Source organism: Hymenobacter antarcticus, assembly GCF_039539545.1.
GTDB classification, from domain to species: domain Bacteria; phylum Bacteroidota; class Bacteroidia; order Cytophagales; family Hymenobacteraceae; genus Hymenobacter; species Hymenobacter antarcticus.
In genome coordinates this window covers 1-14,153 of the sequence record NZ_BAABDI010000040.1, presented here as the reverse complement: position 1 = coordinate 14,153, position 14,153 = coordinate 1, and the positions used below count along the sequence as shown (strand labels likewise).

6 protein-coding genes are annotated in these 14,153 nt (G+C 63.2%); 5 read left to right on the top strand and 1 reads right to left on the bottom strand.

What is annotated here, in order from left to right:
- Window positions 1-6 precede the first annotated feature (6 nt).
- From ABD819_RS19575 to ABD819_RS19555, 5 genes are all read left to right on the top strand, one after another.
- Window positions 7-447, top strand: a complete 441-nt coding sequence (locus ABD819_RS19575) for a response regulator (protein ID WP_345127126.1) — start codon at window positions 7-9, stop codon at window positions 445-447.
- A gap of 102 nt (window positions 448-549) precedes the next feature.
- Complete coding sequence (locus tag ABD819_RS19570) at window positions 550-2,007, top strand: SBBP repeat-containing protein (protein WP_345127124.1); 1,458 nt, start codon at window positions 550-552, stop codon at window positions 2,005-2,007.
- Window positions 2,008-2,317: 310 nt separating this feature from the next.
- A complete protein-coding gene (locus ABD819_RS19565; protein ID WP_345127123.1) occupies window positions 2,318-3,571 on the top strand; it encodes an ice-binding family protein in 1,254 nt (417 codons plus the stop codon).
- Window positions 3,572-3,805: 234 nt separating this feature from the next.
- Window positions 3,806-7,396, top strand: coding sequence for a nidogen-like domain-containing protein (locus tag ABD819_RS19560; protein WP_345127122.1), 3,591 nt, complete (start codon window positions 3,806-3,808; stop codon window positions 7,394-7,396).
- A 923-nt stretch (window positions 7,397-8,319) separates the two neighbouring features.
- Window positions 8,320-9,735 (top strand): PQQ-dependent sugar dehydrogenase, encoded by a 1,416-nt coding sequence (locus ABD819_RS19555; protein ID WP_345127121.1) that lies wholly within the window; start codon window positions 8,320-8,322, stop codon window positions 9,733-9,735.
- Between the two features lie 216 nt (window positions 9,736-9,951).
- On the opposite strand, the gene ABD819_RS19550 is transcribed toward ABD819_RS19555, so the two are convergent.
- Window positions 9,952-13,869 (bottom strand): fibronectin type III domain-containing protein, encoded by a 3,918-nt coding sequence (locus tag ABD819_RS19550; protein WP_345127120.1) that lies wholly within the window; start codon window positions 13,867-13,869, stop codon window positions 9,952-9,954.
- Window positions 13,870-14,153 lie beyond the last annotated feature (284 nt).

Here is a 14,153-nt window from a genome sequence, read left to right as displayed (position 1 = left end):
GGCCGTATGCTCACCTACCTCATCGACGACGACACGGTCAGCCTGTTCCTCACCGAGCAGACGCTGCGCCTGGAAGGCTTCATGGCCCCGATTTTCCCTTTTGCCTGTGCCGAATCAGCCCTGGCGCACTTACTGCCCCGGCTGGCGACTGAGCCACCCGAGTTTATCTTCCTCGACTTGAATATGCCGGTGATGGACGGCTGGGAGTTTCTGGAAGCGTTGGCTCCCCACGCCGCGGCCTTGCAGGGCTGCTGCCGGATTTACCTGCTCACCTCCTCGCTGGCCCTCGTGGATACGGAGAAGGCCGGGGGCTACGCGTTGGTGCAGGGCATTATCCACAAGCCGCTCGACGAAGACGCCATCCGGGCGGCAGTCCTGGAAAGAACCAGAACGGTGCCGGCGGCCGCGCATGAGCTCATCGTGCCCGTTGACAGGAGTGGAGCATAGCGCCAGGATAGGGTATAGGGGACTACCGCATTTCGGGTAGAACTTTAACGGGATAAGGGGAAGGGGGATAAATAAATTTGTCCTATACATTCCTCTCTATTCATGAACCTATATTTTACTTCCCCCACTCCCCTTATTACCAACCGGGAGCGCGACGCAATAGGCGCCAAACCAGTTAAGGCATGGGGTTTCAGCCTCCTGAAAGCAGCCGGGCTGGCCGTACTGCTTTCCTGCCTGCTGGTGGCGCGGCCCAGCCAAGCCCAAAGCCCGAAGTGGCAATGGGCGGCTCAGTCGACGGGCAGTGGCATTGGCCAGCTCAAAAGCCTGGCGGTGGACGCGGAGGGCAATTCTTACCAGGTAGGATTTTTTACGCAGGACATCCAGTTTGGCAACACCACGCTGGTTAGTCAGGGGCGGAGCGATATTTTCGTGGCCAAGCTCTCAGCGGTCGGTACCTGGGACTGGGCCGTAGCAGTGGGCGGTGCCGGCAGCGACAATGCCGCCGGCGTGGTCATCGATGCCACCGGCAGCATCATTATCAGCGGCAGCTTCAGCGACCAGGTGCAGCTGGGGGCGGTGACGCTCACCAGCCAGGGCAGCATGGATGTGTTTGTGGCCCGGATTAGCCCGCAGGGCACCTGGCAATGGGCCACGGCGGCGGGCGGCAGCGGCCTGGACCGGGCCTGTGCCCTGGCCACCAGTGCCAACGGAGATATCGTGGTGGGTGGACAGTTTGCCGAAACGGCTGCTTTCGGTACCAGCCAACTGGTGAGCCACGGCGGGCAAGATGCTTTCGTAGCCCGGCTCACCCCAACCGGTGCCTGGCAGTGGGCTATCGGGGTCGGGAGCCCGGAAAACGACGAAACCAGCGCCTTAGCCACCAGCGCGGCCGGCGACATCTACGCGACCGGCTACTTCAGCAATAGCGCCCGATTCGGGGCTTCCGTTCTTACCGGGCGGGGCATGGACGATGCCTTCGTGGGCAAGCTCAGCAGCGGGGGGCAGTGGCAATGGGCCACGGCGGCCACCGGCACCAACACCGCCTATGGCAAAGGCATCACCGTGGACCCCGCCGGCGGGGTATTCGTTACGGGGTCGTTCTGGGGAAATGCGCAGTTTGGCGCGACCCGCCTGACCAGCAACTCCAGCGATGACGGCTTTGTGGCCCGGCTCAACGATGCGGGCCAGTGGCAGTGGGTGACCGTGCTGGCCAGCGATTACCTGGAGAACATCGTTGGCATTGCCCTCGATAAAATGGGCAAGCTCTATGTGGCCGGCACCTTTAGCAGCACCATTCACGGCGGAGCCTTTCAGCTCACCAGCCGCGGCCATCAGGACGTGTTTGTGGGCTGCCTGAACCGCCAGGGTTCCTGGCTGGGGCTTACGGCTGGTGGCGGAGCTGCTACCGACGAAACGCAGGCTCTGGCCCTGGCCCCGGGCGGCGAGGTATTCGTGGGTGGGGATTTCAGCTCGGCCGCCACGTTTGGCGCTACGCAACTGCAGTCGGGTACGCCGGCGGCGCAGGTCTGCGTCGGGCGGGCCTCCGTTCCTCAGCCCTAAGAGGCTCTCCGAATAGGCCGTCATGCCGAGCGCAGCCGAGGCATCTCGCCCGCTTTGTTGAGGTGGCGGCTGATTACTGCTGCACGCGAGATGCCTCGGCTGCGCTCGGCATGACCGTTCTTTTCTTGCCTATTCGGATAGGCTCTAAGTAGTCGTTCAAAAGTAAACGAGTTGTTAGTTGTCAGGCAGACGATTGCAGTTGTACCAACAACTAACGACTAACAACTTAAGCCGAAAGCATCCCAACGAGCGCACCGGTTTCTTGATGGCATTGGCTGTCAAAACGAAATATTGTAAATCTACTCGCAATATGAAAATACTAATACTCCTGGCCTTGACTTCAGGGGGCCTGCTGAGCAGCATTCACCAAAGCTGCGCCCAGGCTCCTAACCTGGGACTGGCCACTCCGTTTGCCTTGTTCACGTCCATTGGAGATTTTAATAATACCGGAGCAACCGCGGTTACGGGGAATATTGGCACGAATGCCGGGGTACTGACGGGTTTTCCTCCCGGAACTTTTACCGGCACCAAGCACGTCGTTGACTCTGTTTCCGCGGACGTAGCCAAAGACGTGGACGCGGCTTACAATTCTCTGGCCGATTTCACGCAGGGGAGCTTGCTCGGCACTACCCTGGGCAGTGGCCAGATGCTCACCGCTGGTACCTACCGCGTGGGCACCGGTGCCAGCCTGACGGGCGTCCTGAACCTGAATGGGGAGGGCGACGCGAACGCGCTGTTTATCATCAAAATCAATGGCCCGCTTTCCGCGGCCGCCCTTTCCAACGTGCGGCTTATCAATGCTGCGGCCTGGGAAAATGTGTATTGGAAAGTGAGTGGGCCGGTTACCATTGGCGCCAATGCGGCCTTCAAAGGCACCATTCTCAGCAATGGCGACATCACCCTACTGGCCAATGCCGCGCTGCAGGGCCGGGGCCTCTCCCGGCTGGGAGTCATCACGCTGGATAACAACGTGGCTACCATCTCTGCCGCCCCGATGCCCCTGCCCGTGCAGCTGATAAGCTTCACTGCCGAGCACCGGAACGGAACTGCTCTGGTGCGCTGGGCCACCGCCTCGGAACTCAAAAACGCTTATTTCGCAGTGCAAAGCAGCGTCGACGGGCGGCAGTACCGCACCGTGGGGCGAGTGAGCGGCCACGCTACCACTACTACTCCCCAAGCGTATGCCTGGACGGACGCCAACCTGGAGCGGTACTCGGCCAGCGTCGTCTATTACCGTCTCAAGCAAGTTGATTCGGATAGTTCGAGCCACTACTCGTCGGTGCGCACGGTGACCACCGCCCCAATAGCTGGACTGCGGGTATCTGTGTACCCTTCGCCCTCCCGGTTGCCGTGCAACCTGCACATCGACACCGAGCAGGCTGGTCCGGCAACCCTTCGCCTCACCAACGCCCTTGGGCGCGTGGTAGCCGAGCGCCAGCTCGTGCTGGTAATGGGTAGTAACCCGCTACCGCTGGAGCCGGCAACCTGCCTGTCATCAGGTCTGTATTTTCTGCATGTTGAGCAGGGGGCCCTGCGTCAAACGGTCCGCTTGGTGCGCGAATAATACTGTTCGTCAGCATCAGCTTTCCCAACCGTCAACATGCTGCTTGCCAGGCCGACCCATCCGGCTGCCACCGCCATTTGCCCATCAGCAAGGGCGATGGTATGCGCGGTCCAGGAGTTGTGGGCCTCACCTCATTTGGGCGTTGCGGCAAGGCCCTGGCAAGCTTGCCTGCACGGACGGGTGGTGCCGACAACACCAAGACTTACAATCCCCACTATTACTCGCTCTGGTACTATGAAAAAAAATATACTACACGTTGCGGCCCTGCTGGTACCGCTCCTTCTTGGTGCGCTGGCCGGCGCAGGGCAAACGGTCACGGACCCTTCTGGTACCATCGGGTATGACGCCGCCAAAATCGCGGCCGCGACTACCGGCCTCCGCCCCGCGGCCGCTGGTGGGAGGCCGGTAGCTGCCGGCAAGCCCAAAGCACAGGTGCAGGCACAGCGAATCAGTGCCGGGTGCTTCATTCCCTTGGATGCTTCGTACACCGCCCTGCCCCGCAACGACGACGGCTCCTTCGGTCCCATCGCGCTGCCCTTCGACTTTCACCTGTACGGCACGGTTTACAGGCAGGCGTGGATTAATACCAACGGCAACCTGACGTTTATGGGGGCTTACAGCCGATTTTCGTCGTCGGGCTTCCCGGCGCAGGTGCCCATGGTAGCCCCCTTTTGGGCCGATGTGGATACGCGCAACCCGGCCAGCGGCGCGATTCACTACAAGCTCAGCGCCACCAACCTGATTGTGACCTGGGACAACGTGGGCTACTACAACAGCATGGCCGATAAGCGGAATTCATTCCAGGCCATTATCGGTTCTGATGCGGACACCCTCCTCGGGCCGGGCCAGAACGTGAGCCTGCGCTACGACGATATGCAGTGGACCACCGGCTCGGCGTCGGGCGGGACCAATGGATTTTTGGGTGTGCCGTCTACGGTAGGCGTCAACAACGGCAACGGCGCAGACTATGTTCAGGTGGGTCGTTTCAACCTCAACAACTCAAACTACGACGGCCCCGGCGGGGCGTACGACGGGGTGCACTACCTCGATGGTCAGTGCTTTGGGGTCAATGTGGGCAATTCGGGCAACATCCCGCCCTCGGCCAGCAACATGCCCTTCAACAATACAGTGAACGTGGCCTGCGGCCAGACCGTGACGCTGGACCCCCAGTTTCTGGCGCCGGAAGTGAACCAGACCGTGACGGTGGCCGTGAATACGGGCGGCTTGTGCAATACCACCGTGACCACAACTAACGGCACCACGGCCAGTGCGCACATCGTAATAACGGGGAGTTTGTGCAACACGGGCTCGCATCAGCTGGTATTGACGGCTACGGATAACGGCAGCCCCACCGGCATAACCACCGTGACCCTAAACGTGGTAGTGACCAGCTGCTGCAACCTGCAACTGACGGCTGCTTCCACCCCCGTGGCCTGTCCCGGGGGCAGCAACGGCGCGCTGAACCTGATGGTCAGCAACGGGACGGCTCCGCTCACCTACCGCTGGAGCAACGGGGCCACCACCCAAAACCTGGCCGCTTTGCCCGTGGGCAGCTACACGGTCACCGCCACCGACGCCAATGGCTGCTCGGCTACGGCCACTTACGCCCTGGGCCATCAGGATAATGTGGCCCCGACGGTTCTGACCCGTAACATTACGCTGCCGCTGAGTGCCGCCGGAACCGCCACCCTGGCGCCCGCCGACGTTGACAATGGCAGCACCGACAACTGTACCTTCAGTCTGGCCCTCGACCGCACGGCCTTCGACTGTACCAACCGGGGCCCGAACACCGTGACGCTGACGGCCACCGATGCCGCCGGCCACAGCTCCTCGATGCCCGCTATCGTAACCGTGGTGGATACCCAACTGCCTACGATTACCGCCCCGGCCGCCGTAACCGCCACTACCGACCCAGGCCAGTGCTCGGCGTCGGGGGTGGCTTTGGGTAGCCCTGTCGCCGGCGACAATTGCGCCGGCACCCTGGTTACTCATAACGCCCCGGCCGTTTTCCCGAAAGGCCTGACCGTGGTGACCTGGACGGCGACCGATGCCGCCGGCAACGTGGCCATCGCTACGCAGACCGTGCGGGTGGCCGACACGAGGGCACCCATCGCCGTGGCTCAGAACGTGACCGTGCAGCTCGATGCCACCGGCAATGCCAGCATCACGGCCGCTCAGGTAGACAATGGCTCCGCCGACGCCTGTGGCCTGGCCACCGTCACGGTTTCGCCCAGTGCCTTCACTTGTTCGAATGTTGGGCCCAATACCGTCACCCTAACCGTGACCGATACCGACGGCAACGTGGGCACGACTACCGCCACGGCCACGGTAGTAGATAGTGTGGTGCCCACGGTGCGTACCCGCCCCGTTACGGTCTATCTCAATGCCGCTGGCCAGGCCAGCCTGGCCGCGGCGCAGGTGAACAATGGCTCTCTGGATGCCTGTGGTGTGGCATCCGTTTCAGTCGGCACTACCTCGTTTGACTGTGCGAATCTGGGCCCTAATAACGTGAGCGTAACGGTCATGGATATTCACGGAAATGCAGCCAGCAGCACTGTAATCGTTACAGTTGCCGACACCATTGCCCCGACTATCGCCGCGCTGCCAGCTAACATTTCCACCCTGGCGGCAATTACCGGTTGCTCCGCCGTGGTGCACTGGACAGCTCCATTGATTGCCGACAACTGCAGCGCCACCCTTGCCTCCTCGCACCAGAGCGGTTCGACCTTCCCGGTGGGTACCACAACGGTTATTCTCACGGCCACCGACCTGGCGGGCAACCGCACCAGCCGCTCGTTTCAGGTAACGGTTCTTGCCCGGCCGATGCTTGCCAGTGTAAGCAGCCCCACCTTCGGGCAGGGGAGCGGTAATGGCAACACCGGTAGCGCTTCCACCGGTTACAACGTGAGCTGCTTCGGGGGCCGCACCGGTACCGCGACGGTCAGCGTAAGTGGCGGTTGTGAGCCGTACCGCTATCTGTGGAGCACCGGCCAGACTACCGCTACGGTGAAAGGGCTGGCCGCCGGTACGTACACCATTACCATCACCGATGCCAATGGCACCCAAACGGTTCGCTTCATTGTGCTCACGCAGGCCCCGGCCATAGTGGCCACGGCAAGCGCCATTCCGCTCACCATATTCACCGGCACCTTACCGCGTACCATCTATCGCGGCTACGGTGCCCAGAGCCTGACGCTGCATGGGACTGCTACCGGTGGTGTCGGTGGGTATACCTACATCTGGGCTCCGGCTACGGGCCTAAGCAGCACAACGGGCAGCACCGTTACCGCAAGCCCCACTTTCACCACGACTTACACCCTCACCGCTACCGATGCAAACGGCTGCACGGCGGCGGCCAGCACCGTCATCGTGAACGTGCTGGACGTGCGCTGCGGTAACAAAAACGATAAGGTTGTCGTGTGCCACAACGGTCACGAAATCTGCATCGCGCCCAGTGCCGTGCCCGCCCACCTCAACGGCCACCCCGGCGACGCCCTGGGTGCCTGCGTAGCGCCATCAAACCGAACTGCCAGCCCTGATGCCCGCCCCGCTGACTTGTCGCAGGCCCCGCTCCTCGAGGCGTACCCCAATCCTTTTGGCACCCGCACGACCATTCGTTTCCGCCAAGTGGATACCGCCCCGGCACAGGTTCGCCTCTACGATGGCCAGGGACGTATCGTAGCGGTACTCTTCAATGGAGTGGCGGATGCCGACCATGACTACGCACTCTCGCTCAACGCGGAAGACCTGCCTACGGGCCTCTACCTATGTCGATACGAAAGCTCCGGAAAATCCTTGGTTCAACGGCTAATTATCGTCAAATAAGGGCCGGGCGGTAACGGGGAAACCCGCTGACGAACTACGGCCAGGGCGGGAATATCCGGGCGGATTATAGCCCTCCTGTACCGATTAAGCACTTGTGCAGAAGTAATCGTATTCGCTTGAACGTCATGCTGAGCTTGTCGAAGCATCTCTCCCGCTTCGTTGAACGGCTCATGCGAAGCGGTAGAGATGCTTCGACAAGCTCAGCATGACCGCCTTTTCACTGTGCGTTTACTTATGCGTGACTGCTTACAGCAGTTTCCAAGTTCATGTACAGAGTTAAAAGTTGAGAGTTAAAAGTTAAAAATCAGGCGTAGTGGGTTTTAACTTTTAACTCTCAACTTTTAACTGTTTTAAAAAATGTACACTGACTCGGAAACTGCTCTAGTGTAATCCTTTCGGATATTCCCGCCCCGGCCATTACCACCGCCCCATCTCCGAATAGGAGCGCCACCACGGCCAACTCTAAAGCAGCCCGTCGAGCGGCGGTCCCTGATGGGTACCTGGAGGGCATCAAAAATTGGCTTCGGCTAAAAGTTTGGTCCGGGTGTTACATGGTTAGCCCTTACACCTCCAGGCTGGCGCGCGTCTGCGACGCGCTGCCGCCTGGTCCCGAGCCTGCGGCTCGGGGTCGAATAACTCGCGAGAGGGCGCTAGGGCGGTTTCCGCTTTGATGGATAGAATTAAAAATGAAGAATTAAAAAATTGATAGTCAGATTTTTAATTTTTAATTCTTCATTTTTAATTCCTTTAAAAAACGTATGGCGACCTGGGAACTGCTGTAAAGTGGCCTTCATGCCCGAGCCGCAGGCTCGAAGCCAATCGGCAGCGCGTCGCAGACGCGCGCCAGCTCTGATTAAGTGCGTAGCATCAGTTAACTAAAACGGCGTATTTTAGGTTGCTCATTCACACCACTTGGTCTCAGTATGAAAACTTTACGCATTGCGCTGGCTGCCTTCCTGCTGGGCGGGCTGCCGCTGGCCGCCGTGGCCCAGGCTCCGGCCCTGGCCACGTTCCCGGTGGGCGCTACTACGGTCACGGCCTCGGCCCTGGCCGGCAACCTGACCACCATCTGGGAGTTGGCCTGGGGGCCGGATAACTTCATCTGGATGACCGAGCGGCCCGGGCGCATCAGCCGCGTGAACCCCGCCACGGGCCAGGTGTCGCTGCTGCTCACGCTGCCCGACGTGACGGAGAGCAACGAGAGCGGCCTGCTGGGGCTGGCCGTGATGGAGCCCTTTCCCCTGTCCGTGCCGCCGGTGGCTACCTACTGGGTATTCGTGGTTTACAACTACACCGACCAGAGCGTGCTGAAGGAAAAGCTGGTGCGCTACACCTACACCACCGGGGCCACCACGCTCACCAACCCGCTGGTGCTGCTCGGTAATATCGTGGCTACCACCAACCACAGCGGCTCGCGCCTGCTGGTGCTGCCCGACCGCACCATCCTCATGACCACCGGCGACGCGCTGCTGGCTTCCGAATCGCAGAACCGGGCCTCGCTCAACGGGAAGATTTTGAGAATGAACCTCGATGGGACCATTCCGGCCGATAACCCCACGCCCGGCAGCCTGGTGTATACCCTGGGCCACCGCAACCCGCAGGGCCTCGTGCAGCTGCCCAACGGCCGCGTCTACAGCTCGGAGCACGGCCCCAGCACCGACGACGAAATCAACAAGATTGAAATTGGCCGCAACTACGGCTGGCCCAACGTGGAGGGCTACTGCAACCTACCGGCCGAAGCCACCTTTTGTGCCGCCAACAACGTGCGCGAACCGCTCACTACCTGGACGCCCACCATCGCCCCGGCCGGCCTCACCTACTACGACCACCCCGCCATTCCGGGCTGGCGCGGCAGCCTGCTCCTGGCCGTGCTCAAAGACAATAAGCTCACCCAGCTCACGCTGGACGCGGCCGGCCTCACCATCCCGACCCGCACCGATTTCCTGACCACGTTCGGCCGGCTGCGCGCCATCTGCGTGTCGCCCCAGGGCAAGGTCTACATCGGAACCAGCAACCGCGACGGCCGGGGCAACCCCGCCGCCACCGACGACCGGATTCTGGTGCTCGAAAACCGGGCATTCGTGCCCACCGCCACCCGGGCCGCCGCCAGCTTCGCCTTCGACCTGTTTCCGAACCCGGCCCGCCGTCAGGCCACCGTGCGCCTGCCCGCCCCCGCCGCCCGCCTCACCGTGCGCGACCTGCTGGGCCGCCCGGTGCTCACCCAGTACCCCGCCGGCCTCGATGCCACGCTGGACCTGAGCGCCCTGCGCCCCGGCAGCTACCTGGTGCAGGCCGAAGGAGCCACCGGCACGGCCACCCGCTCGCTGGTAGTGGAGTAAAGCGCGCTCTGATGCATTAAGAACGTCATGCTGAGCGTAGTCGAAGCATCTCTACCGCTTCGTTGAACGGCTCATACCAAGCGGTAGAGATGCTTCGACTGCGCTCAGCATGACGGTTGGTTTTTATCCAGTCGCTTCTACTTGACAATTTATTACCCCAACAAAAAAAGAGCCGGCAACTGCCGGCTCTTTTCGTTTGCTGCGTGCTGAGATTCCCTATTCAAGCACGACTTTGCGGGTTAGCACCTGGCCGTCCATGCTCACGCGCAGGGTGTAGAGGCCGGCGGCCAGGCCGCGGGTGCTGAGGACCTGCTCGGCGGTGCCGGCCAGCGGGGCCGTGCGCACGAGCTGACCGAGGGCGTTGAGCAGCGTAGCCTGGCCCGGGCCGCGCAGGCCGGCCAGGCGCAGGGTGAGCTGGCCGATGTTGCTCGGGTTGGGGTACACGAGCAGGGCGCTGGTCTCGGCCTGGGCCCGGGTGGCGGTAACCAGGCCGGAGCCGGCCAGGGTGAACGCGCCCGTGACATCGGAGCTGCCGTAGCCGCTCACGGCCACGTAGTAGCGCTGCCCGGCCGTGAGGCCGGTGACGCTAATCGGGGCGGTGATGGCCGTGTTGTTGGCCCCCGACGAGGCGCAGGTAACCAGGTTGAATGGACCATTCGCGCAGTTGGGGCTGCTGTACACGCGCACCATGCCGGCCGTGGTGCCGGTGATGTTGAGCGTGGTGCTCGTGCCGGTGGGCGTGAAGAAGAACCACACGTCCCTGGGCAGCTGGGCCGACGAGCAGGCGGGCAGGTTGATGCCGTTCTGCACGCTGGTGGTCGCGCCCACGTTCGAGCCGGAAATAGTGCCGGTGCCCAGGCCCAGCGCGCCGCAGGGCTCGTTGTTAATCGGGGCCGTGAGCGACGTGGTGAAGCAGGTGGCGGCCGTGTAGGCGCTGCTGCCGTTGGCGGCTCCGCAGTTCTGGCGCACGTAGAAGCAGTAGGCCGTGGCGGGTTGCAGGCCGGTGAGGGCGTAGCTGGTGGTGATGATGTTGTTCACCACCGTGCCGGAGCCCTGCGCCGAGCCTTGCAGGCCATATTCCAGCGAGTAGGTGTTGCCCGCAGGCAGGCCGCCGGTTGGCCCGGCCCAGGTCAGCTGGGCCGTGGTGTTGGTGAGGTTAGTGGCGCTGGGGGCGGTGGGCACGGCGCAGTTCGAAGGCGAGGTAACGCACACGGCTACGGGGCCGGTAGTGCCACCGCCAAACTCCCACACCCGCAGGTAGAGAATCTCGCCGGGCGTGCGGCCGCTCAGCGTCAGCAGGGAGAAATTGCCGTTTGGGCTGCTGTCATCGTCGCAGTCGACCAGGGCCAGGGTGCCGCAGCTACCCGAATAGATGGCCAGGCCGGTATCGGTGATGGGGCTGCCCCCGGTGGGCACCACGGTTTCTACGGTCACGGTGCCACTGGCGGGCACGGTTACTTTAAACCACACGTCGCCATCCAGGTAGCTGGCGCAGCCCGGGGCGGGCACGCCGGCCGAAGCCGTGGCGGCGCTGTTGTCGGTGCTGGTCTGGGTAACGCAGGTGCCAAACTGCACGGGCACGTTCAGGGCCCCGGCGCAGTCGTCGTTCACCGGCGCAATGGCCAGCGTGCGGAACGTGAGCGTGCTCGGCTGCGAGGTGAGGCCACCGCCGCAGTTGCTCACGATGCTCACCGTGTAGAGCGTGCCCGGCGTGAGGCCGGTCAGGTTCAGGGGTGAAGTCGAAACCGTTTGCGTGGTGCCGGTGCCGCCGTTGGGCGTGATGGTCACGGCGTAGGTGGTGCCGGCCGGCCCGGTGGTGAAGCCAACGGACGCCGTGGTGGTGGTGATGCCCGAAGCCGCGAGGCCCGTGATGGCCGGGCAGGCCACGTAAGCCACCCGCACGTTGTCGATGCCAATGTCGGAAAAGCCGAAGTCGCCCACGGCCTGCAGGCGAACTATGGTGGTGGCCGTGAGGCCGGTAGCGGGCAGGTTCACGGTCTGGCGCGTCCAGGCACCGGCCTGGTTGAAACGAGCCAGGGGTGTAGCGCTGAAGCTGGTGCCGCCGTTGGTGCTCACCAGCACCTTGAGCGAGTCGCTGCCCGAAGTATTGATGTAGTCAAAGGTTACGGTTGGGGTGCCGTTGGTGCCGCTCATGTTCACGTACAAATCCAGCGTGCCCACGCCGCGGGCCGCCACATCGTAGGCGTGAAAGCGGGCCGAGTGCAGGCTGGTGCCGCCGCTGAGTGGGCTGCCGGCGGGCGTGTAGGCCCCGAAGTTGCTGCTCCAGGCGGCCGAAGCGCCGTCGTCGTCGCGCCGCCACGAGGTGTTGCCCGTCACGGGGGTGTTGCGCCAGTTGAGGGCCGGCACCTCGTTGGTGCCGCACTGGCTCAGCCAGGCCGTCTCGAAGTCCTGGGTGTAGGCCGTGGTGTTGTTCACCGCCGTGTAAGGAGCTGCCACGCAACTGGTGTTGAAGGTGGTAACGGCCGCTGCCGAGGTCTGGCCCGCGCCGCAGCTGCCCACGATGCTTACCGTGTAGCCGGTGCTGGCCGTGAGGCCGGTCAGGTTCAGGGGCGAAGCCGTAACCGTTTGGGTGGTGGCGGTGCCGCCGGTGGGCGTCACGGTCACGGTGTAGCTGGCACCCCCCGAAACGGGTGTGAAGCCGACGGAGGCCGTGGTGGCCGTAATGCCGGTCACGGTGAGGCCCGTCACGGCCGGGCAGCTCACGTAGCTCACCCGCACGTTATCCACGCCAATGTCTGTAATACCGAAGTCGCCGGTGGCCCGCAGGCGGATAATGGTGGTGGCCGTGAGGCCGGTAGCGGGCAGGCTCACGGTCTGGCGCGTCCAGGCGCTGGCCTGGTTGAAGCCGGCCAGGGGCGTGGCACTGAAGCTGGTGCCGCCGTTGGTGCTCACCAGTACTTTGAGCGAGTCGCTGCCCGAAATATTGATGTAATCGAAGTTGAGTGTGGGCGTGCCGCCGGTGCCGCTCATGTTCACGTACAAATCCAGCGTGCCCACGCCGCGGGCCGTCACATCGTAGGAGTGGAAGCGGGCCGAGTGCAGGCTGGTGCCGCCGCTGAGCGGGCTGCCGGGCGGGGTATAAGCGCCGAAGTTGCTGCTCCAGGCGGCCGAAGCGCCGTCGTCGTCGCGCCGCCACGAGGTGTTGCCCGTCACGGGGGTGTTGCGCCAGTTGAGGGCCGGCACGTCGTTGGTGCCGCACTGGCTCAGCCAGGCCGCCTCGAAGTCCTGGGTGTAGGCCGTGGTGTTGTTCACCGCCGTGTAAGGGGCTGCCAGGCAGCCCGTGCTGAAGCTGATGCTGTTGGGGGCCGAGGTCTGGCCCGCGCCGCAGCTGCCCACGATGCGCACCGTGTAGCCGGTGCTGGGCGTGAGGCCGGTGAGGGTGATGGGGGAAGCCGTAACCGTTTGGGTGGTGGCGGTGCCGCCGGTCGGCGTCACGGTCACGGTGTAGCTGCCGGCGCTGGCTACCGGCGTAAAGCCCACGGTAGCTCCCGAGCCGGTAATGCCGGTCACGGTCAGGCCGCTCACGGCCGGGCAGGCCGCCGGGGCCCCGATAGTCACCGTGAAGTCCTTGGTTTCGCCGCTGCCGAAGTTGCTGCACGCGTCAGTAGCGCCGTTGGTGTTACCCTGGGCCCGGCTGCGCACGCGCATGCCGGTGGTGCCCTGCACCGCCGTGGCGGGTACCAGCAGGCTCACGGTGGCCGGTGCGCCCGCCGGCGAAACCGTGGCTACCCGTGTCCACTCACCAGGTTCGAAGATGAAATTGCGGTTGTAGTCAATCCAGACCGACACGATGCTGGGCCCCGTCAGGGTCACGCTCAGCGTGTAGGGCACCCCACCCGACAGGGTAGCCGTGGTGGCCCCCGTGGCGGGGTAGCTGGTGTAGGCCTGGCCGCCCGTAGCGGTGCAGGTGAGGCCGGTGGCGTTGAGCGTGGTGCCCGACAGGCCCACGTCCGAAATGTTGTTGCTGCCACAAACGCCGCCCAAACCGGTGTTGCAATAAGCCGTTTGGGCCTGGCCGGCGCGGCTGCCCAGCAGCAGGCCGGCCAGCAGCAGGGCCGTGGCCCAGGGCCGGCGTCCGCGCGTGATGACGGGGAAATGTAAGGGTATCCTCATGGGTGTTTGGAAAAGAGGGTGAAAAAATGATTGCTTGAAATGTAGCTCGGGAAGCCGCGTGGGGTTGGGCAGGGATTTTCCAGTCGTAATGTAGAGAGAAAGCCCGGATGCGCAACGGCTCACTGAGCTTAATATCACGCGATTGCGTGAAAATGACTGTCTCGTCCGGCTATATGTTGACAGGAATAAGGCAAGGGCCCTGCTCGGATTTTCCGGCGGGGCTTTTTCCTTGCAAATGGACTTGATTGGGGGTTAAGTAATTCAGGGCCAGGTGGGGCCGTTCC